The organism is Klebsiella michiganensis (assembly GCF_002925905.1).
GTDB classification, from domain to species: domain Bacteria; phylum Pseudomonadota; class Gammaproteobacteria; order Enterobacterales; family Enterobacteriaceae; genus Klebsiella; species Klebsiella michiganensis.
Window position 1 is genome coordinate 53,130 of the sequence record NZ_PRDB01000007.1, and the last position, 21,732, is coordinate 74,861.

The window sequence follows — 21,732 nt, forward strand, 5'->3', positions numbered from 1 at the left end:
ATGACGCTTCGTGACGAAAATTACTTCACCGATAAATACGGGATGACCCGCACCCACTCTGAGGTGCTGCACGCCGCCACCCTGATCGCGCCGGGCAAGGCGCTGGATCTGGGCTGCGGCAACGGGCGCAATAGCCTCTACCTCGCGGCCAACGGGTTTGATGTCACCGCGTGGGATAAAAATCCGGCCAGCATCGGAAATCTTGAGCGCATTCGTCAGGCGGAAAGGCTGGAGAATCTGCGGACGGCGATTAAGGACCTTAACGCCCTCAGCTTTGACGGCGAGTATGACTTTATTCTTTCGACCGTGGTGATGATGTTCCTCGACGCGAAGACCATCCCGGGTCTGATTGCTAACATGCAGCGCTGCACCAGACCCGGCGGCTACAATCTGATTGTTGCGGCTATGGATACCGACGATTATCCGTGCAGCGTCGGCTTCCCGTTCGCGTTTAAACCGGGAGAGCTGCGCAATAATTATGAAGGCTGGACGTTACTCAAATATAACGAAGACGTCGGTGAACTCCACCGCACCGACGCCAGCGGGAACCGGATTAAGCTGCGTTTCGCCACGATGCTGGCGCGCAAACCGGCTTAACGCGCCGCTAACAGGCAGAGCTGTAATGCGGTCTGATAAGAGGCCTCAAAGGCGCGCAGCGGCAGAAACTCAAATTTCGAGTGGAAGTTGTGCGCGCCGGTAAAGAAGTTGGGCGTTAATACGCCTTTTGCCGACAGGGCCGCGCCGTCGGTGCCGCCGCGCATCGGTGTCGGTTTCGGCGTAATGCCTAAGCTTTCCATCGCTTCGAACATCAGATCAACGGCGCGGCGGTCTTCGCCGATGGCATTGCTGATGTTGCTATAGGTATCGCTGATGTGAAATTCCACCTTTCCGGTCGGATACTGCGCGGCGATTTTCTGCGCCACCTCGCTAATTTGCTGCTTACGGCGATGAAAACTTTCGAGGTCGAAATCGCGAATGCTGGCCTGCAGCAGGGTGCTGTTCTGATCGCCCTGGATACCGTTGAACCAAACGTAGCCCTCGCGTCCGGCGGTATGCTCCGGCGTTTGCTGGCGATCGAAATGGCTCATGTAATCCGTGGCCATCAGCAGCGGGTTCACCAGCACCCCCTTTGACGACATAGGGTGAGCGGTCACGCCGGTAAAGCGAATCTCCGCCGCGGCGGCGTTAAAGTTCTCATAGACGATTTCGCCGAGCTCGCAGCAGTCGATGGTCCAGGCAAAATCGACGGCAAAGCGCGCGAGATCCAGCGCCTTCGCGCCGCGCAGGCCCACTTCTTCATCCGGCACAAACGCGACCACGATGTCGCCGTGGCGGTGTTCCGCCGTCAGGTTTTCCAGCACCGTCATCACCACCGTAACGGCGGACTTGTTATCCGCCCCGAGCACGCTGGTGCCGTCGCTGAAAATAATCTCTTCATTGGGATAAGCGAGGATTTCCGGATGTTCCGCAACGCGCAGCCAGATATCTTTATCCCTGTTCAAACAGAGATCTTCACCAGTAAAACGCAGAATTTGTGGATGAATATCCGGCGACAAACCGACGTCAACGGTATCGATGTGGGTAATAAAGCCAATCCGCGGCGCGCCTGCGACGTTGCCCTTTTTCACCGCCGTGACGGTGGCGCGCTCGTCAATCACAATCTCATCCAGCCCCAGCTGGCGTAGCTCATCCGCAAGGGCCTGCGCCATCGCGTGTTGCCCGGCGGTGGTAGGCAGCGTCGTGGCTCGCGGGTCGCTTTGGCTGGTTATCGCCAGGTAGCGAAAGAAGCGTTGGGTTAATTGACTGGCCAGGGCTGATGACATAGTGATTCCTTCTTTATTCGAGTTTTCAGGTGTTTGCAATCAGGCTTTAGTGTTATGTATGGAAGGGAAAACAACAAGCTATTCATTAGCTGACAAATGAAAAAGGAAAACCTATGCAACGCAGATTCACGACGCTTGCTCTGGCGTTAGCGGCCCTGACGGCCAGCTCGGCCATTAGCGCAAAAACGCTGGTCTACTGCTCAGAAGGATCGCCGGAAAACTTTAACCCGCAACTCTACACCTCCGGGACCAGCGTGGACGCCAGCGCGGTGCCGGTCTATAACCGACTGGTCGATTTCAAAGCCGGCACCACAGAACTGGTGCCGAGCCTCGCCGAAAGCTGGGAAGTCAGCGAAGATGGGAAAGTTTATACTTTTCATTTACGCAAAGGCGTTAAATTCCAGAGTAATAAATATTTTAAACCCAGCCGCGATTTTAATGCCGACGACGTTATTTTTTCGTTTATGCGGCAAAAAGATCCTCACCATCCTTATCATAATATCTCCAGCGGCAATTACTCCAATTTTGAAAGCCTCGAATTTGGCCAGTTAATTACCGCGATTGATAAGCCTGATGAATATACGGTGCGTTTCACGCTGGCCCATCCCGAAGCGCCCTTTGTGGCCGATCTTGCCTGGTATTTCGCTTCTATTTTATCGGCGGAATATGCCGATGCGATGCTAAAAGCCGGCACGCCAGAGCGCGTGGATATGGACCCGATTGGTACCGGACCTTTCAAACTCGCGCAATATCAAAAAGATTCCCGAATTCTTTTCACCGCGTTCCCGGAATACTGGCAGGGGAAGGCGCATATCGATCGTCTCATTTTTAGTATCACGCCGGACGCCTCGGTGCGCTACGCCAAGCTGGAGAAAAACGAGTGTCAGGTGATGCCGTTCCCCAATCCGGCCGACCTGCCGCGAATGAAAGAGAACAACGCGATCAACCTGATGAGCAAAGCGGGCCTTAACACCGGTTTCCTGGCGTTTAACACCCAAAAAGCGCCGCTGGACAACGTTAAGGTGCGTCAGGCCCTGGCGATGGCGATCAATAAACCGGCGATCATTGAAGCGGTGTTCCACGGTACCGGTACGGCGGCGAAAAACCTGCTGCCGCCGGGCGTATGGAGCGCGGATAGCCAGCTGAAGGATTATGACTACGACCCGCAGAAAGCCAAAGCGCTGCTGGCGGAATCGGGCGTTGCGGGGCCAATTACCATCGATCTGTGGGCGATGCCGGTGCAGCGACCCTATAACCCGAACGCCAAACGCATGGCCGAAATGATCCAGGCCGACTGGGCGAAAATTGGCGTGCAAACGAAAATCACAACCTATGAGTGGGGTGAATACTTAAAGCGGGTGAAGGATGGCGAACATCAGGCGGCGCTGATGGGCTGGACGACCGCGACCGGCGATCCGGATAACTTCTTCGGCCCACTCTTTACCTGCCAGTCGGCGAACGGCGGGTCAAACTCGGCAAAATGGTGCTATCAGCCGTTTGATAAAATTATCGCCGAGGCAAAATCGATAACCGATCGCCAAAAACGCGAAGCGCTCTATCGCCAGGCGCAGCAGATGATGCATGACCAGATGCCGGCAGTCATGATTGCCCACTCGACAATATTTGAACCGGTGCGTAAAAACGTGTCAGGCTACGAAATAGACCCCTTTGGCAAGCATATTTTTTATCAGGTTGATATCAGATAAACAGCCAATCACGGCCCGCCGGTAACGGCGGCTTTATTTTTTCCAGCTACTTGACGTAGCACCGCTTTTGCCACAAAACTTACCCCTGTTATTTGCTATAACTCTTGCCGATAAATGGTATTCACAGGGATTAACCTATATGCGTACTCCGTTATTTTTTAAAGTCGCCGCGCTTGCTGGCCTGTTAGCATTGGCCGGCTGCTCATCCAAAATCGCTCAGCCGGAACAATATTCGGGATTTTTAAAAGATTACTCTAACTTAAAAGAAACCACCTCGGCGTCCGGCAAACCGGAACTGCGCTGGATTTCGCCGGATTACAATCCGAGCAACTATGACAATATCGTCTATAACCCGATCACCTATTACCCGGTACCAAAACCCACCACCCAGGTGGGCGAGAAGGCGCTCAGGGATATCCTGAATTACACCAATAAAGAGATGAAACAGGCTATTTCCGAGCGTAAACCGCTGGCAACCACCCCGGGCAAGCGCAGCCTGATCTTCCGCGGCGCCATCACCGGCGTGGATTCCAGCAAAGAAGGGCTGCAGTTCTACGAAGTGATTCCGGTGGCGATGATTATTGCCGGTACGCAGGCGGCAACGGGCCACCGTACCATGGACACCAACCTGTTTTTTGAAGGGGAGCTGATTGATGCGGCGACCAAAAAGCCGGTTATCAAAGTGGTCCGTAAGGGCGAAGGTAAAAACCTGTCCAACGAAAATACGCCGCTCACCGTCGAAACCCTGAAGCAGGTCATTGATGATATGGCGATTGACGCGGTGAAATTCGACCCCAATAACCGTTAATCAGGCGTAGCCGTGAATAAAGGCGCTAGTGGTTGATAGCGCCTTTTTCATTTCTCCTCGACGGCAGCGCGAGCGTCAGCAGCGATCCGTGCGAACCCAGGCCAGCCTGCGCCGCAGCAGCCACTGCTCCGGGCGAGCGAACATCACCAGATTTCCGACCAGGATCAGCGCCAGTCCGGCCACGGCGCTACTGTGCCAGACGTAACCTTCATAAAAAGTCGAAATGGTCAGCGCGACGAGTGGAAACAGCAGGGTGCTGTATGCCGCTTTACCCGCGCCGATTCGCCCCACCAGCGTAAAATAGGCGCCAAAAGCAATCACCGAGCCAAACACGGCGAGATACAGTAGCGCGCCCATATAGCTGAGGGTCCACTGCGGCGCGAAATTATCACCGCGAACCAGCGCGATCGCGCCCATGACCAGGGTGCCGTAAAGCATGGCCCAGCTGTTGGTGGTCAACGTCTCCAGACCGCGGCGCTGGTGGCGGATGCTGAGCATATTGCCGAGCGAAAACCCATAGGTGCCCAATGCGCTGAGGGCAATACCCAGCAGGAGCGAGGCGTTCAGGCCGCTGGCCCATAAATCATCCCAGAATAGCGTCACGATCCCCGCCAGCCCCAGCGCGGCGGCCAGCCAGAATCGGCCCGGAGGCTGCTGGCGATAGAAGAGAAAGCTATTGATGGCGTTAAACAACACCGCCATGGAGAAGATCACCGACTCCAGCCCGGTATTGATATACGCGGCGGCGGTATAGAAACACCAGAAATTAAAGCAGAAAACGCAGCAGCCCTGTAGCAGGCAAAAGAGATGGTCGCGCGCGGCCAGCGGGCGCAGGCGGCGGGTAACCAGCAGAATGGTCAACATCGCGACGCTGGCGACGGCGAAGCGCCAGAAAATAGACACCGGCGCGGCAACCGGCCCCTGCTGCAAAAAGATAGCAATCCAGGTGGTGCCCCAGATAACCACGACCAACCCGTAGAGTAATGCGTTCAAAATGTCTCTCCTGTGAGTGTTGTACCGGTCATTGTGCGGCCCGGGCGAATTCGGCGCTGTCATCAGCTTGTCGCCGACTTGCAAATTCTTGCGCTTATTTTTCATTAGCGGCGGGGGAATGCTGGTATCTGCCGGCGACTCTTCTTAGACTAGCGATCTGCGGAATCTGAACTGTGAAGGCTATGGCTTACGGGACTTTCGAAACATTGCGTCAAAAAAATGCCGTGCTGCGGGGGACGGTGAACCTCAACTCCGGTATTCAGCTGGCGGCGTGGTATAACAATCTTGATACCATCACGGTACAAAGTGACCACCATACCCTGAGCCTCTATATTGCCGATGGCTACGAAAGCTACCAAAAAACGCCCCACGGCTGGAAAAACGGCGGCGGGCCGGATCGTTTTTGCCTGATGCCGAAAGGCGATGAGAGCACCTGGGATATCCGCGGCGATCTCTCTTTTGTGCATCTTTACTGCACCGATGAGCACCTGCGCCGGGTAGGCGAGCAGATTTGGGACCGCAGCCCGGCCTCGTTCACGCTGCAGGAGAAAACGTTTTCCAGCGATGACAAAATCACCGCCGTCTACCGCCAGTTTCTCCTCGACAACGACTGGCAGCAGCAGGCGAATCAGCTAACGTTGAGTTCGGCCAGCACGCTGCTGCTCACTCACCTGATTCAGCACTATTCGAACGTTCAGTGGCGTTTACCGACGGTGACCGGCGGGCTGGCGCCGCACGTCTTGCGCAATCTGCTGGCATGGATTGAGGAGAACCTCGACCAGCCGCTCACTCTTGCCGATCTGGCGCAGGAAGCGGCGTTAAGCGAATACCATTTTGCGCGGATGTTTCGCCAGTCGATGAAGATGGCGCCGCATCAGTACGTTATGCAGCGCCGGATGGTTAAAGCGCAGTCGCTGATTAGCCAGAGTCGGCTGCCGTTAACCGATATCGCCATGGCCTGCGGTTTTAGCAGCGCCAGCCACTTCAGCAACCGGGTGAAAAGCGCCACCGGCATGACGCCCTCGCAGCTACGCGCGGCGCAGCGTTGACAGCAAAACGTAGCTGACGCCGCCGAGAACCAGCCCCCAAAACGCTGAGCCGATACCGGCCAGCGTCACGCCGCTGGCGGTGACCAGAAACGTTACTACCGCCGCATCGCGCTCACTCTCATTATTCAATGCCTGAAACAGGCTGCCGCCGATGGTACCGAGCAGCGCCAGCCCGGCAAGCATCTGGACCCACGCTATCGGCAGCGCCGACATCAACGAGGTGATTGAGCCGCCAAATATCCCCGCCAGCAGATAAAAAACGCCCGCCGCCGCCGCCGCGAGCCAGCGTTTTTGCGGGTCCGGATGGGCTTCCGGGCTCTGGCAAATCGCGGCCGTAATGGCGGCGATGCAGATCGAGTAGACCCCGAAAGGCGACAGCAGCAGCGCCAGGCCGCCGGTGGCGACAATAAGCGTTGAAGCGGGGACCCGATAGCCTGAGGCCTGGAGGGTGGCGAAGCCGGGGGCATTTTGCGACGCCATGGTGACGAGGAAAAACGGTATACCGACGCTGATCAACAGCGCTGGCGTAAATTCAGGGGCGATCCAGGAAGGGGCGACAATGCTGAAACTTATTTGTGACATTGTCATTTCTCCGCTCAATCCGGCCACCGCGCTTCCTGTCAGCAGAGCGGCGACAACCGCGAAGCGGGGAAGCCAGGCTTTGCACAGTAACCATACGGCTAACATACTGCCGCATAACAGCAGATTAGCCTGCAGGCTGGCGAAAGCCTGCATGCCAAAGCGCAGCAATATGCCGGCCAGCATCGCCGCCGCCAGCGAATGGGGAATAATCTTCATGAGCCGGGCAAATATGCCGGTGATGCCGCAAAGCACGATTAAGGCGTTGGCAAAAATAAAGACGCCAACCGCCTGGGAGAGCGTGACCCCCTGCAGGCCGCTGACCAGCAGCGCCGCGCCGGGCGTTGACCAGGCCGTCAGGATGGGCACCTTTCGCCATACGGTGAGGGCCAGGGTGCTGATGCCCATTCCCAGACCTAAGGCGGTCATCCAGCCGGCGATTTGCGCAGCATCGGCGCCTGCCGCCGCCGCTGCCTGCCAGATAATGGCGGCAGAGCTGGCATAGCCGACCAGCACGGCGACGAAGCCGGCGAGCAGACTCGGAAAAGGGAGAGTGAAAGAGCGCATGGGAATGCCTTGTGCGTTATAACGGTCGGTATAATGTAGCATTGTGCGTTATAACGCACAACTGGCTTTTCGGCAACGCCAGACCCGGATAGCGGAGCCCGGGCGAGCGCTATACGTCAATTCTCTGTCGAATCAGGTGAATGTGCGTATAATTCCTTCAGATATTATTGGGAGGTTGAATGGATATTGCGCAACACCTGTCGGCAACGTTAAAAACGCTGCGCCAGCAGCGCGGCTGGAGCCTGTCGCGCCTGGCGGAAGAGACCGGCGTGTCGAAGGCCATGCTGGGCCAGATTGAACGCAACGAATCCAGCCCGACGGTAGCGACGTTATGGAAAATCGCCACCGGGCTTAACGTGCCGTTTTCCGCCTTTATCGTTGCCGATGAGGCCGGTGAACCGACGGCATTTGATCCCCAGCAGCAGGCCATGGTGGTCACGCCGCTATTCCCTTGGGACCCGGTGCTGCGCTTCGATCACTTCTCCATCACCCTGGCCCCGGGCGCGCTGAGTGAGTCAACGCCGCATGAGCAAGGGGTTATCGAACATGTGGTGGTGATTAGCGGCGTGCTGGATCTTTGCCTGCAGGACAGCTGGCAATCGCTGCAGCCAGGGGAAGGGCGGCGTTTCGCCGGCGATTTAGCGCACGCCTATCGCAATAGCGGTGGGCAGACTGCCCATTTTCATTCGCTGATCCACTACCCGAAATAAAAAAGCCGCGAGTAAACTCGCGGCCAGGCAAATGACTGAGACAACAAATCACAACGTGACGAGGAAAATCCGGAATACGTGATGACTCTATCCTCAGGCACTTTTTCTGGGAAATATCTTTTCCTTCAATGCTTTGCTAAAAACTGAAAATTCCTTCCGCGGCGGCGATGGAAAATGTTTTGGTCTGCGCCAGGTTCTGACTACAATAGCCGCCATTTCGACCCCCTATAATGGATAACGACGAGCGTATGCGCCTGCAAAACCATCATCTTGAACTACTGAGTCCTGCCCGCGATGCCGGGATCGCCCGTGAAGCGATTTTACACGGCGCGGATGCGGTCTACATCGGCGGGCCGGGCTTTGGCGCGCGCCACAACGCCAGCAACAGCCTGAGCGATATCGCCGGTCTGGTACCGTTTGCCCATCGCTACGGCGCGAAAGTGTTCGTGACCCTGAACACCATTCTTCATGATGATGAGCTGGAGCCGGCGCAGCGCCTGATAACCGACCTGTATGAAACCGGCGTGGACGCGCTGATTGTCCAGGATATGGGGGTCATGGAGCTGGATATTCCGCCGATTGAGCTGCACGCCAGCACCCAGTGCGATATCCGCAGCGTTGAGAAAGCGAAATTTCTCTCCGACGTCGGCTTCAGCCAAATCGTGCTCGCCCGCGAGCTGAATCTTCAGCAGATCAAAGCGATTTACGATAACACCGACGCGACCATTGAGTTCTTCATCCACGGCGCGCTGTGCGTGGCCTATTCCGGCCAGTGCAATATTTCCCATGCTCAGACCGGGCGCAGCGCCAACCGCGGCGACTGCTCGCAGGCCTGCCGTCTGCCCTATACCCTGAAAGATGACCAGGGCCGCGTGGTGGCGTATGAAAAGCACCTGCTGTCGATGAAAGACAACGATCAGACCGCCAACCTGGCCGCGCTGATCGATGCCGGGGTACGTTCCTTCAAGATTGAAGGCCGCTACAAAGATATGAGCTATGTGAAGAACATCACCGCGCACTATCGCCAGATGCTCGACGCCATCATTGACGATCGCGGCGACCTGGCCCGCGCCTCGGCGGGGCGTACCGAACACTTCTTTGTTCCGTCAACGGATAAGACCTTCCATCGCGGCAGCACCGACTATTTTGTCAACGCGCGCAAAGGCGATATTGGCGCGTTTGACTCGCCGAAGTTTATTGGTCTGCCGGTGGGGGAAGTCCTGAAAGTCGGTAAAGATTTTCTCGACGTTGAGGTGAGCGAAACGCTGACCAACGGCGACGGCCTGAACGTGATGATCAAACGTGAAATCGTCGGCTTTCGCGCCAACACGGTGGAGAAAACCGGCGAAAACCGCTATCACGTATGGCCGAACGAGATGCCCGCGGATTTACACAAAGTGCGTCCGCATCAGCCGTTAAACCGCAACCTCGATCATAACTGGCAGCAGGCGCTGCTGAAAACCTCCAGCGAGCGCCGCATCGCCGTCGATATCGAACTGAGCGGCTGGCAGGAGCAGCTGGTCCTGACGATGACCAGCGAAGAGGGCGTGAGCGTCACCCACACGCTGGACGGCGAGTTTGCCGAGGCGACCCAGGCGGAGAAAGCGCTGGCGAACCTGCGCGATGGCGTGGCGAAGCTCGGCCAGACCCTTTACTATTCGCGCAACGTTGAGATTAACCTGCCCGGCGCACTGTTCGTGCCAAACAGTCTGCTGAACCAGCTGCGCCGTGAAACGGCGGAAATGCTTGATGATGCGCGTCTGAAGGCCGTGGTGCGCGGCAGCCGCAAGCCGGTTTCGGTGCCGCCGCCGGTCTATCCGGAAACGCATCTGTCGTTTCTGGCTAACGTCTACAACCACAAAGCGCGCGAGTTTTATCAACGTTACGGCGTTCAGCTGATCGACGCCGCCTATGAAGCTCATGAAGAGAAGGGCGACGTGCCGGTCATGATTACCAAGCACTGCCTGCGCTTTGCCTTCAACCTGTGTCCGAAACAGGCCAAAGGTTCGATTAAAAGCTGGAAAGCGACGCCAATGCAGCTGATCCACGGCGATGAAGTGCTGACGCTGAAGTTTGACTGCCGCCCATGCGAAATGCACGTGGTCGGTAAGATAAAAAACCATATCCTGAAAATGCCGCTGCCGGGCAGCATCGTGGCGTCCGTGAGTCCCGATGAGCTGATGAAAACCCTGCCGAAACGCAAGGGCGCCTGATAACGAAATCGCTACTGGTAGTGATGCATTTTTGGTTTCCGCGCATTCTGCCAGTGGTGCTGCTCGCGCAGGTCGGAGGCGGCGTCTTCCGCCTGGCTGCGCAGCTCGTCGCTATCGGCTTCGTGCTGTAACTGCTGTTCGAGACTCTGTACCGGGAAGAAATCGTGTCCGTGCTGGCGGGCCAGCACGTGCCCGGAAAACAGGGCGCACGCCAGCAGTAATGTTGAAACGCTTCTTCTGAACATCTCTTTTTCCATGCTATCGGCGAATGGGGCTACTATGCCAGGGGCTGGGTGAGATTATTACGTCGGTTGGCAAAGAAGCGAAAAGCCTTTGTCAGCATCGCCTGACGGATGGCGAAAAAAAGCCCGATGGTGTCGCCATCGGGCCGAATAACATTACGTGACGGGCGGATCAGGCCTTCAGCCCGGCGGCCGTCATCAGCAGCCGAAATCCCATGCTTACCGCCGCCAGCGCCAGCACGCTGCCTCCCCACAGGACCACCATCCATAACGTGCGCTTAAGCCATACTCGTTGCATCAGTGATACCCCTCGCCGTGTTGAACTTTGCCGCGAAAAACGTAGTAGCTCCAGAAGGTGTAGCCGAGGATCACCGGCAGAATAAGCAGCGCGCCAACCAGCATAAAGCCCTGGCTTTGCGGCGGCGCGGCGGCCTGCCAGAGGGTGATGCCCGGTGGAATAATATACGGCCAGATACTGATTCCCAGCCCGCTAAAGCCGAGAAAGATCAGACCCAGCGTGAGGACAAACGGCAGCAGGTGGCTGGCGCTGTTGCGCAGCGCTCGCCACAGCCAGGCGCTTATCGCCGCGACCAGCAGCGGTACCGGCAGCAGGAAGAAGAGATTTGGCAAGCTAAACCAGCGCTCGGCGATGGCCGTCTGCGCCAGCGGGGTCCAGATGCTGATGGCGACAATTACCGCCAGCAGCGCCAGCAGCAAACCGCGCGCGGTCACGCGCATATTGCGGTGGAGCGCATTCTCGCTCTTCATCACCAGCCAGCTGGCGCCCAGCAGCGCATACGCAATGCACAGTCCCAGGCCGCAGAACAGGGTAAACGGCGTAAACCAGTCAAACATCCCGCCGCTGAAGCTGCGGCCGCTGACCGCGAAGCCGTTGATCACCGCGCCGACGACCATCCCCTGGGTGAAGGTGGCCAGAATCGAACCGCCCATAAAGGCGCGATCCCAGAACGGGCGGTGCGATGGCGTCGCGTTAAAGCGGAATTCAAAAGCGACGCCGCGGAAAATAAGCCCGATCAGCATCAGGGTAAGGGGGATCGCCAGCGCGTCGATAATTACCGCATAGGCCAGCGGAAAAGCGCCAAACAGGCCCGCGCCGCCGAGCACCAGCCAGGTCTCGTTGCCATCCCAGACCGGCGCGACGCTGTTCACCATGACGTCGCGATCCGCCGCGTCCCGCGTGGTACTGAATAAAATGCCAATGCCCAGGTCGAAGCCGTCCATCACGATATACATCAGGGTGGCGAAGACGATGATGACAAACCAAATAACCGATAAATCGATACCCATTACCAGGACTCCTTCTGCTGTACATGGTCCGTTGCGGCGGAAAGCGGGCGGGCAGGCGTACCGGCGCCAGGCGGCTGAGCGTCCTGCGGCCCTTTGCGAATCAGACGCAGCATATAGCTATAACCGACGCCGAATACCGAAGCGTAGACGACGATAAACGTCAGCAGACTGATGGACATATGCAGGTCGCCGTGAGCGGAGACGGCATCTGCGGTACGCTGTACGCCGTAGACGACCCACGGCTGGCGGCCCACCTCGGTGGTCACCCAGCCCGCGAGGATAGCGATAAGCCCCGATGGCCCCATCCATAGCGCAAAGCGTAAAAAGGGTCGGGAGTGATAGAGGCGACCGCGATAGCGCAGCCACAGGGCCAGCGCGCCGAGCAGGATCATCAGCATGCCGAGGCCGGCCATCAGACGGAAGGACCAGAACACGATGGTGGCGTTAGGGCGATCTTCCGCCGCGAACTCTTTCAGCGCGGGAACCTGTTTATCCAGGCTGTGGGTGAGGATCAGGCTGCCGAGGGCCGGGATTTCCAGACCATAGCGCGTCCGTTCCTGCTGCATATCCGGCCAGCCGAACAGCAGCAGCGGCGTGGGTTCTCCGGGGATATTCTCCCAGTGACCCTCGATAGCGGCGATTTTCGCCGGCTGGTGCTTGAGCGTATTCAACCCGTGCATATCGCCAATCATGGCCTGAACCGGGGCGACAATCAGCGTCATCCACAAGGCCATGGAGAACATCGCGCGAACGGCGGGCGTGTTGTTGCCGCGCAGCAGGTGCCAGGCTGCCGATGCGCCGACAAACAGCGCGCTGCTGAGAAAGGCCGCCACCGACATATGCAGCAGACGGTAGGGAAACGACGGGTTAAAGATAACCGCGAACCAGTCCACCGGCACTACCTGGCCATTGACGATCTCAAACCCCTGCGGCGTTTGCATCCAGCTATTGGACGCGAGGATCCAGAAGGTGGAGATTATCGTCCCCAGCGCCACCATGCAGGTGGCGAAGAAGTGCAGGCCCGGCCCGACGCGGTTCCAGCCGAACAGCATGACGCCGAGGAATCCGGCTTCAAGGAAGAAGGCGGTCAGAACTTCGTAGGTCAGCAGCGGGCCGGTTATGCTCCCGGCAAACTCGGAGAATCCGCTCCAGTTGGTACCAAACTGGTAGGCCATGACCAGACCTGAGACCACTCCCATGCCGAAGTTGACGGCGAAAATTTTCGACCAGAAGTGGTAGAGCGAGCGCCAGGTCGGGTTTTTCGTTTTTAACCATAAGCCTTCGAGAACCGCCAGGTAGCTGGCTAACCCGATGGTGATGGCGGGGAAGATGATATGAAATGACACGGTGAAGGCGAACTGGATCCGCGCCAGGTGGAATGCATCAAGACCGAACATGCAGAACTCCGCAATAAAATTGATTCAGCGCAATTCTAGGCCTCCACCATGGCGGTTAGCAGGAACAGAAACCCTGTTTTTATCTATAACAGTTATGGATTTGAGTTTCGGTTATCTTGTGATAAATCCTTTTTTCTAAAATCAAGCTATTTCACACCCGCGGATAGTAAGTTATTTTAATTAGACGTTAGGGCTGCAAGTCAGCATTTAAACGTTCCTTTGGGTAAGCAATATTTATATATCTATTATAAATATAGATGTGCTGAATAATTCATAAATTGTGTATCAATCCTACAATAAAATAATTGATTGTTTTTACTGCACGCACGTATGCCTTCATTAACGCTGGTTTCGTATGCTGTGGGTTTTAATCTGGGATTTTAACTCAGCCTGATTTGAGCGCTGAGTTAAGGATATGTTTAATACATACCCGTAATTTTATGGGTTGTTATTGGATAGTGTATTTATTGATTATATTTTACAGAGGATGTGATTGTGTCGACTAATGGACTTCGTAGCTTATGTACTGTTTTGTTAATTATGACTTTTTTCTGGATACTGGTTGTTAGTGGGATGGTTATGCTATTTTAAATAATAGCTTATCGTTTAATCACCTGAGTTTATTCTGCATCAGGTGGATATATGAGCAATAAACGAATGGCTTAGCTGTAAGTAATTCGTGCTATCGCCAATGCCAATCTTTGTAAATAGGTCAGTATATAAATACTGGCCTATTTTATAAACTGATATACAATTGTGCTGACATTTTCTTGCGGATTGTTATATGAAAAAGTACCAGCAGCTGGCGCAGCAGATTACCGAACAGATTGGCCTTGGGGTGTGGTTACCCGGCGACCGGCTGCCCTCACTGCGGGAACAGGTGGTCAGCAGCGGGATGAGTTTCATGACCGTCAGCCACGCCTACCAGCTGCTGGAAAGCCAGGGCCGGATCATTGCCCGCCCGCAGTCCGGCTATTATGTCGCGCCGCAGCCGATCAAACAGCGCCAGCCTGAGCCGCCCGCCCAGGTGACGCGCGATGAGTCCGTTGATATCAATACCTACATCTTCGAGGTGCTGCAGGCCAGCCGTCAGGCGTCCATGCTGCCCTTTGCCTCCGCTTTTCCCGATCCGCGCCTGTTTCCGCTGCCGCAGCTTAACCGCTCTCTGGCGCAGGTCAGCAAAACCGCCACCGCCATGAGCGTGATTGAAAACCTGCCGCCGGGGAATGATGAACTCCGCCATGCCATTGCCCGCCGCTACGCGCTGCAGGGAATGAATATCTCGCCGGATGAAATCGTCATCACCGCCGGAGCGCTGGAGGCGTTGAACCTTAGCCTGCAGGCCGTTACTGAACCGGGCGATTGGGTCGTTGTGGAAAACCCCTGCTTCTACGGGGCGCTGCAGGCGCTGGAGAGGCTGCGCCTGAAGGCGCTGTCGGTGGCGACCGATGTCAAAGAGGGCATTGACCTCGACGCGCTGGAGCAGGCGTTGCAGAATTACCCGGTTAAAGCCTGCTGGCTGATGACCAACGGGCAAAACCCGCTCGGCTTTACCCTCAGCGCGGAGAAAAAAACGCAGCTGGTCGCGCTGCTGGCGCGCTACAAGGTGATGCTGATTGAAGATGATGTCTACAGCGAGCTCTATTTCGGCCGCGAGAAACCGCTGCCGGCAAAGTACTGGGATCGCGACGATATGACGCTGCACTGCAGCTCTTTTTCCAAGTGCCTGGTCCCCGGGTTCCGCATTGGCTGGGTGGCGGCGGGCAGGCACGCCCGACGCATTCAGCAGCTACAGCTGATGAGCACGCTCTCAACCAGTTCACCCATGCAGTTGGCGCTGGTGGATTACCTCTCGACCAAGCGCTATGACGCCCATTTGCGGCGTTTGCGCCGCCAGCTTGCCGAGCGCAAGCAGCTGGCCTGGCAGGCGCTGCTGCGCCATCTGCCCGCAGAGGTGAAAATCCATCATAGCGACAGCGGCTATTTTCTCTGGCTTGAGCTCCCCGCCGGGAGCGACGCGGGGGAGCTGAGCGCCCGCGCGCTGGCGTATAATATCAGCATTGCGCCGGGGAAAATGTTCTCCACCTCCGCTAGCTGGACCGCATTTTTTCGCTTTAATACCGCGTGGGGCTGGGGCGAAAGAGAGGAGCAGGGGGTTAAGCGGCTGGGCGAACTGATTCGCGAGATGCTGGCGTAGCTGGGATGGCGGTCCGCTTGCCCGGGCAGGGGAAGTTTATTGGCGCCCGGGCAAGCGCAGAATATCCCTGACCGGTCCGGCCGCCACCCGGCAAAAAACCGCGGCGGCAGAGAAAACGGTTTTTTCATTTATCCGGGGTTTTGTTTATATCCAGCGGTTATCACTTTCCTTAAAAATATGCCGCTGACGCAGGCTGAATATCATGCCCGTTATTATTGTTTCGCGGTAAACCATATGAAATTTGCATAGTCATATTAACTCGCTAACCGCTTGTCTATAATCCGCAAAGTCAGCCCGTGTCGCACGTTTTGTGCGTAATGCGCCCCTTGTCACAACCTGAATAAATTTCCCCGGGAGGCCATAGCGTGCCGTCTACTGTTATTAAGGGAGATATTTTTACGGCATGGCTGCCGCTCATTTTCTTGTGACAGGAGTAAGACCCGATGAGCAAAAAAATTGCCCGTGGCAGCCTTTGCGTGCTGGGTATGGTTTGCCTGACGGCGCAGGCCGCCGAGCCGCCGACATCTCTCGATAAAGGCGAAGGCCGTCTCGATATTATCGCCTGGCCGGGATATATCGAACGGGGACAGACCGATAAAAGCTACGACTGGGTAACCCAGTTTGAAAAAGAATCCGGCTGTCAGGTCAACGTCAAAACCGCCGCCACGTCCGACGAGATGGTCAGCCTGATGGCGAAAGGCGGTTATGACCTGGTCACCGCGTCCGGCGACGCCTCGCTGCGCCTGATTATGGGCAAGCGCGTGCAGCCGATTGACACCGCGCTGATCGCTAACTGGAAGTCCCTCGACCCGCGCGTGGAAAAAGGCGCGTGGTTCAACGTCAACGGTAAGGTTTACGGCACTCCCTACCAGTGGGGGCCGAACCTGCTAATGTACAACACGAAAACCTTCCCGACGCCGCCGGACAGCTGGAGCGTGGTGTTCGTCAAACAAAACCTGCCGGATGGTAAAACCAACCTGGGCCGCGTGCAGGCCTATGACGGGCCGATTTATATTGCCGATGCCGCGCTGTTCGTCAAAGCCACCCAGCCGCAGCTGGGTATCAGTGACCCCTATCAGCTTACCGAAGCGCAATATCAGGCGGTACTCAAGGTGCTGCGCGATCAGCACGCCCTGATTCATCGCTACTGGCACGATACCACCGTACAGATGAGCGATTTTAAAAACGAAGGCGTTGTGGCCTCCAGCGCCTGGCCCTATCAGGCCAACGGTCTGAAGGCGGAAGGTCAGCCGATTGCGACCGTTTTCCCGAAAGAGGGCGTCACCGGCTGGGCGGATACCACCATGCTGCATAGCGACGCGAAACACCCGGTCTGCGCCTATAAATGGATGAACTGGTCGCTGACGCCGAAAGTGCAGGGGGATGTCGCGGCCTGGTTTGGTTCGCTACCGGTGGTACCCGAGGGGTGCAAAGCCAGCGCGCTGCTGGGGGACAAAGGCTGCGAGACCAATGGTTACAACGAATTTGCCAAAATCGCGTTCTGGAAAACGCCGGTAGCGGAAGGCGGGAAATTTGTTCCCTATAGCCGCTGGACCCAGGATTACATTGCGATTATGGGCGGTCGTTAAGTCGCCGGAGGCGAAGAACATGCACGCGGTAGAGTTCGATAATGTTTCGCGGCTGTACGGCGACGTGCGGGCGGTGGACGGCGTCAGCATCGCCATTCGCGATGGCGAATTTTTCTCCATGCTGGGGCCCTCCGGCTCCGGCAAAACCACCTGCCTGCGCCTGATTGCCGGGTTTGAACAGCTTTCGGGCGGCGCCATTCGCATTTTTGGTAAAGCGGCCAGCGAACTGCCGCCGTGGCAGCGCGACGTGAATACGGTGTTCCAGGATTACGCGCTGTTTCCTCATATGTCGGTCCTCGATAATGTCGCCTACGGGCTGATGGTCAAAGGCGTCGGTAAGAAAGCGCGGCATGCCCGCGCGCTGGAGGCGCTGGAGAAGGTCGCGCTCGCGTTTGTCCACGCGCGCAGGCCATCGCAGCTTTCCGGCGGCCAGCGCCAGCGGGTGGCGATCGCCCGCGCGCTGGTGAATCAGCCGCGCGTCCTGCTGCTGGATGAGCCGCTCGGGGCGCTGGATTTAAAACTGCGTGAACAGATGCAGCTGGAGCTGAAGAAACTGCAGCAGGCGCTGGGCATTACCTTTATTTTTGTGACCCACGATCAGGGCGAAGCCCTGTCGATGTCCGATCGCGTGGCGGTGTTTAATAATGGGCGAATCGAACAGGTTGATGCGCCCCAGGACCTCTATTTGCGGCCTAAAACGGCGTTTGTGGCCGGCTTTGTCGGCACCGCCAACGTATTCACCAGCGAGCAGGCGCACAAGCTGTGCGCGATGGCGGGAACGTGGTCGCTGCGCCCGGAACATATCCGGCTGAACGTTGCCGGGGAGATCCAGACGGAGGGCGTTGTGCAGGCGGTGCAGTATCAGGGGGCCGCGACCCGCGTCGAACTCAAGCTGGCGAACGGCGAGAAGCTGTTGGTGAGCCAGGCGAATAGTGATGGTCATGCCGCGCTAAACGCGCCGCCGGTAGGGCAAACGGTGCTGGCTTCGTGGTCGCGAGCGGCGATGGTGCCGCTGGAGAGCGGAGGCTGATATGACGATGGCGATTCCGTCCGCCACCACCGGGCGCGTATCCGCGCTGTTCTGGCGTAAACCCTCTCTGGCCCTGTTTTTGCTTCTGCTTGGCCCGCTCATGTGGTTTGGCATTGTCTATCTGGGATCGTTGCTGACTCTGCTGTGGCAAAGCTTTTACACCTTCGACGATTTCACCATGTCGGTCACTCACGACCTGACGCTGGCCAATCTGCAGGCGCTGTTTAACCCGGCGAACTACGACATCATTATCCGTACCCTGACGATGGCGCTGTCGGTGACCGTCGCCAGCGCGATTCTGGCCTTGCCTATGGCCTGGTACATGGCCCGCTATACCCGGGGCAAGATGAAGGCATTTTTCTACATCGCCGTGATGCTGCCGATGTGGGCAAGCTATATCGTCAAAGCCTATGCATGGACGCTGCTGTTGGCGAAAGATGGCGTTGCGCAGTGGTTCCTGCGCCATCTTGGCCTGGAAAGCGTACTGAGCATGGTGCTGACGATCCCGGCGGTCGGCGGCAATACGTTATCGACGTCCGGACTGGGGCGCTTCCTGGTGTTCGTCTATATCTGGCTGCCGTTTATGATCCTGCCGGTGCAGGCCGCGCTGGAACGCCTGCCGCCATCATTGCTTCAGGCCTCCGCCGATCTGGGCGCTCGTCCGCGCCAGACCTTCCGCTACGTGGTGCTGCCGCTGGCGATTCCCGGCATTGCCGCAGGCTCGATTTTTACCTTCTCCCTGACGCTCGGCGATTTTATCGTGCCGCAGCTGGTGGGGCCGCCGGGGTTCTTTATCGGCAATATGGTCTATTCCCAGCAGGGGGCGATTGGCAATATGCCCATGGCGGCGGCGTTTACCCTGGTGCCCATCGTGCTGATTGCCCTTTATCTGGCGTTTGTGAAACGTCTGGGAGCGTTTGATGCACTCTGAACGCGCACCGCTGCTCCTGAAAGTGGCAACCTGGGGAGGGGTGATCTTTCTCCATTTCCCGCTGCTGATTATCGCGCTCTATGCGTTTAATACCGAAGACGCCGCCTTCAGCTTTCCGCCACAGGGGTTGACGCTGCGCTGGTTTAGCGAGGCGGCGGGGCGCGGGGATATTATCGATTCCGTGACGTTGTCACTTAAAATTGCCGCGCTCTCCACCGCTATCGCTCTGCTACTTGGCACGCTGGCTGCAGGTGCGCTATGGCGCAGCACGTTTTTTGGCAAGAACGCCGTCTCGCTACTGCTGCTGTTGCCGATAGCACTGCCCGGCATCATCACCGGACTGGCGCTGCTCACTGCCTTCAAGGCCGTCAATCTGGAACCCGGGTTACTGACGATCGTCGTGGGGCATGCGACGTTCTGCGTCGTTGTGGTGTTTAACAACGTCATTGCCCGCTTTCGCCGGACCTCCTGGAGCCTGGTAGAGGCGTCGATGGACTTAGGCGCTACGGGCTGGCAAACCTTTCGCTATGTGGTGTTGCCCAATTTGGGCTCGGCGCTGCTGGCGGGAGGCATGCTGGCGTTTGCCCTGTCGTTTGATGAAATTATCGTCACCACGTTCACCGCCGGGCACGAGCGCACGCTGCCGCTCTGGCTGCTCAATCAGCTCGGACGCCCGCGCGATGTCCCGGTGACCAACGTGGTTGCGCTGCTGGTGATGCTGGTGACGATGATGCCGATTCTGGGGGCCTGGTGGCTCACCCGTGACGGCGACGTCAGCGCTGAAAACGGAAAGTAAAATATCGATACAGGATAATGCTATGCAAAATAACCTTTTAATTAACGGTAAGTTAGTGGCTGGAGAAGGCGAGACCGTGCCGGTGTTTAATCCCGCCACCGGTGAAGAGATCCTGTCGATTGCTGAGGCCACGGCGGCGCAGGTAGACGCTGCGGTTGAGGCTGCGGATCGGGCCTTTGTTAGCTGGAGTCAGACCACGCCGAAGTTCCGCGCCGAATGTCTGTTGTCGCTGGCGGACGTGATTACTGAACATGCGCAGGCGCTGGCTGAGCTTGAATCGCTCAACTGCGGTAAGCCGCTGCACTGCGTGGTCAACGATGAGCTACCGGCGGTCGCCGATGTCTTCCGCTTCTTTGCCGGCGCGGCCCGCTGTCTGCCGGGCATGGCGGCGGGTGAGTATCTCGAAGGCCACACCTCCATGATTCGCCGCGACCCGGTTGGCGTGGTGGCCTCCATCGCGCCCTGGAACTACCCGCTGATGATGGCGGCATGGAAGCTGGCCCCGGCGCTGGCGGCAGGCAACTGCGTGGTGATCAAACCCTCGGAGATCACCCCTTTAACGGCACTCAAACTGGGTGAGCTGGCAAAAGACGTTTTCCCCGCCGGGGTGCTTAACGTGCTGTTTGGCCGCGGCGCCACGGTCGGCGATCCGCTGACCGCTCACGCGAAAGTCCGCATGGTGTCGTTGACCGGTTCGATCGCCACCGGCGCGCATATCATCGGCCATACCGCATCGTCGATTAAACGTACGCATATGGAACTGGGCGGGAAAGCGCCGGTTATCGTCTTTGATGACGCGGATATCGACGCGGTGGTGGAGGGCGTACGGACCTTTGGGTTCTATAACGCCGGCCAGGACTGTACCGCCGCCTGCCGGATTTACGCCCAGGCCGGAATTTATGACCAGCTGGTGGAAAAACTCGGCGCCGCGGTCGCCAGCCTGAAGATGGGCCCGCCGGAAGACGAAACGACCGAGCTGGGGCCGCTGAGCTCGCAGGCGCATCTGGACAGAGTCTGCGCCGCCGTCGATGCCGCCCGCGCGCTACCGCATATTCAGGTGGTCACCGGCGGCAGCAAAGGGCCAGGCAACGGTTACTACTATCAGCCGACGCTGCTGGCGGGAGCGAAGCAGGAAGATGCGATTGTCCAGCGCGAGGTCTTCGGCCCGGTGGTCAGTATTACCTCATTTCATGACGAAGATCAGGCGCTGAACTGGGCCAACGATTCGCAGTATGGTCTGGCTTCGTCGGTCTGGACCAGGGACGTCGGCAGGGCGCATCGCCTGAGCGCGCGTCTGCAGTATGGCTGCACCTGGGTTAACACCCATTTCATGCTGGTGAGCGAAATGCCGCACGGCGGGCAGAAGCTTTCGGGCTACGGCAAGGATATGTCGATGTATGGTCTGGAGGATTACACCACGATCCGGCACGTCATGATTAAGCACGGATAGGACGCGTTCGTGATAATCGCGAAGCGGACAGATTACCCTGCTAATAGTTAGTCATAGCAAAAAAAGCTAAAACGGAAGCGCTGGTTTATGAGAATATTCTCATGCCCCTTCAAGAGCTAAGCCATGATGAGTGCCGGAGATAAGCGCCGGATGGGGCTGGTACCGCCCAGGGTGCAGGATGCACCCTTAACGGGACACTGCAACGATTGATAATGATTCGTAAGCCCCTGCATGATATGCAGGGGCTTTTTGTTGTACGGTCGCTGCGGGTTTGTTACTGCGAGTGCGCCTGATATCGTAGCGTCATCAATTTATTACGTATCTGGTCATCTGGTTTTTCGAAA

General features: G+C 57.3%; 18 protein-coding genes and 1 pseudogene. 12 read left to right on the forward strand and 7 right to left on the reverse strand.

Translation table 11 applies throughout. The features are described 5' to 3' along the window. Positions 1-597: a tellurite resistance methyltransferase TehB gene (tehB, locus tag CDA56_RS16400; protein WP_049084356.1), complete on the forward strand. Its 597-nt coding sequence runs from the start codon at positions 1-3 to the stop codon at positions 595-597. Here tehB and pepT read toward each other — a convergent pair. Beyond that, positions 594-1,823, reverse strand: a complete 1,230-nt coding sequence (gene pepT, locus CDA56_RS16405) for a peptidase T (protein ID WP_032749237.1) — start codon at positions 1,821-1,823, stop codon at positions 594-596. The genes tehB and pepT overlap by 4 nt on opposite strands. Positions 1,824-1,936: 113 nt before the next feature. Between pepT and CDA56_RS16410 the strand changes: the two genes are divergently transcribed. Both CDA56_RS16410 and CDA56_RS16415 read left to right on the forward strand, forming a co-directional pair. Beyond that, positions 1,937-3,529, forward strand: a complete 1,593-nt coding sequence (locus tag CDA56_RS16410) for an ABC transporter substrate-binding protein (protein WP_025107900.1) — start codon at positions 1,937-1,939, stop codon at positions 3,527-3,529. Positions 3,530-3,668: 139 nt separating this feature from the next. Continuing rightward, the gene (locus CDA56_RS16415) at positions 3,669-4,337 is read left to right on the forward strand and encodes a DUF3313 domain-containing protein (protein ID WP_025107899.1); all 669 of its coding nucleotides are present in this window, start codon (positions 3,669-3,671) and stop codon (positions 4,335-4,337) included. Positions 4,338-4,412: 75 nt separating this feature from the next. Here CDA56_RS16415 and CDA56_RS16420 read toward each other — a convergent pair whose 3' ends face one another. Then, positions 4,413-5,330: a DMT family transporter gene (locus CDA56_RS16420; protein ID WP_048263595.1), complete on the reverse strand. Its 918-nt coding sequence runs from the start codon at positions 5,328-5,330 to the stop codon at positions 4,413-4,415. Positions 5,331-5,512: 182 nt separating this feature from the next. On the opposite strand from CDA56_RS16420, the gene CDA56_RS16425 reads away from it, so the two are divergent. Continuing rightward, positions 5,513-6,379, forward strand: a complete 867-nt coding sequence (locus CDA56_RS16425) for an AraC family transcriptional regulator (protein ID WP_049084358.1) — start codon at positions 5,513-5,515, stop codon at positions 6,377-6,379. Here CDA56_RS16425 and CDA56_RS16430 read toward each other — a convergent pair. Beyond that, positions 6,359-7,525: a benzoate/H(+) symporter BenE family transporter gene (locus tag CDA56_RS16430; RefSeq protein ID WP_103814204.1), complete on the reverse strand. Its 1,167-nt coding sequence runs from the start codon at positions 7,523-7,525 to the stop codon at positions 6,359-6,361. The genes CDA56_RS16425 and CDA56_RS16430 overlap by 21 nt on opposite strands. A gap of 179 nt (positions 7,526-7,704) precedes the next feature. On the opposite strand from CDA56_RS16430, the pseudogene CDA56_RS16435 reads away from it, so the two are divergent. Together CDA56_RS16435 and CDA56_RS16440 are read left to right on the forward strand one after the other, a co-directional pair. Continuing rightward, positions 7,705-8,317, forward strand: a pseudogene (locus tag CDA56_RS16435) (helix-turn-helix domain-containing protein). 166 nt (positions 8,318-8,483) lie between these two features. Further along, on the forward strand, positions 8,484-10,448 hold the full coding sequence (locus tag CDA56_RS16440; protein ID WP_103814230.1) for a peptidase U32 family protein: 1,965 nt from the start codon (positions 8,484-8,486) through the stop codon (positions 10,446-10,448). Between the two features lie 11 nt (positions 10,449-10,459). Here the strand turns inward: CDA56_RS16440 and CDA56_RS16445 are convergent, their stop codons facing one another. The 4 genes from CDA56_RS16445 to CDA56_RS16460 form a co-directional block, all read right to left on the reverse strand. Continuing rightward, positions 10,460-10,693, reverse strand: coding sequence for a DUF2554 family protein (locus CDA56_RS16445; RefSeq protein WP_004850586.1), 234 nt, complete (start codon positions 10,691-10,693; stop codon positions 10,460-10,462). Between the two features lie 169 nt (positions 10,694-10,862). Beyond that, complete coding sequence (locus tag CDA56_RS16450; protein ID WP_004850587.1) at positions 10,863-10,988, reverse strand: DUF2474 domain-containing protein; 126 nt, start codon at positions 10,986-10,988, stop codon at positions 10,863-10,865. Beyond that, positions 10,988-11,998, reverse strand: coding sequence for a cytochrome d ubiquinol oxidase subunit II (gene cydB, locus CDA56_RS16455; protein ID WP_004850589.1), 1,011 nt, complete (start codon positions 11,996-11,998; stop codon positions 10,988-10,990). Before cydB ends, CDA56_RS16450 begins: the two co-directional genes overlap by 1 nt. Continuing rightward, complete coding sequence (locus CDA56_RS16460; protein WP_014229228.1) at positions 11,998-13,395, reverse strand: cytochrome ubiquinol oxidase subunit I; 1,398 nt, start codon at positions 13,393-13,395, stop codon at positions 11,998-12,000. The genes cydB and CDA56_RS16460 overlap by 1 nt, the downstream gene beginning before the upstream one ends. Before the next feature lie 784 nt (positions 13,396-14,179). Here CDA56_RS16460 and CDA56_RS16465 point away from each other — a divergent pair. The 6 genes from CDA56_RS16465 to patD all read left to right on the forward strand — a co-directional run bounded on the left by CDA56_RS16465 (position 14,180) and on the right by patD (position 21,388). Then, a complete protein-coding gene (locus CDA56_RS16465) occupies positions 14,180-15,592 on the forward strand; it encodes an aminotransferase-like domain-containing protein (RefSeq protein WP_004850592.1) in 1,413 nt (470 codons plus the stop codon). 443 nt (positions 15,593-16,035) lie between these two features. Further along, the gene (ydcS, locus tag CDA56_RS16475) at positions 16,036-17,181 is read left to right on the forward strand and encodes a putative ABC transporter substrate-binding protein YdcS (RefSeq protein WP_049079816.1); all 1,146 of its coding nucleotides are present in this window, start codon (positions 16,036-16,038) and stop codon (positions 17,179-17,181) included. 19 nt (positions 17,182-17,200) lie between these two features. Continuing rightward, complete coding sequence (locus tag CDA56_RS16480; protein ID WP_047723840.1) at positions 17,201-18,211, forward strand: ABC transporter ATP-binding protein; 1,011 nt, start codon at positions 17,201-17,203, stop codon at positions 18,209-18,211. A 1-nt stretch (position 18,212) separates the two neighbouring features. Further along, the gene (locus CDA56_RS16485; RefSeq protein WP_042945096.1) at positions 18,213-19,142 is read left to right on the forward strand and encodes an ABC transporter permease; all 930 of its coding nucleotides are present in this window, start codon (positions 18,213-18,215) and stop codon (positions 19,140-19,142) included. Further along, complete coding sequence (locus CDA56_RS16490) at positions 19,132-19,938, forward strand: ABC transporter permease (protein WP_014229233.1); 807 nt, start codon at positions 19,132-19,134, stop codon at positions 19,936-19,938. Before CDA56_RS16485 ends, CDA56_RS16490 begins: the two co-directional genes overlap by 11 nt. 22 nt (positions 19,939-19,960) lie before the next feature. Further along, complete coding sequence (gene patD / locus CDA56_RS16495; protein ID WP_102803921.1) at positions 19,961-21,388, forward strand: aminobutyraldehyde dehydrogenase; 1,428 nt, start codon at positions 19,961-19,963, stop codon at positions 21,386-21,388. Positions 21,389-21,732 lie beyond the last annotated feature (344 nt).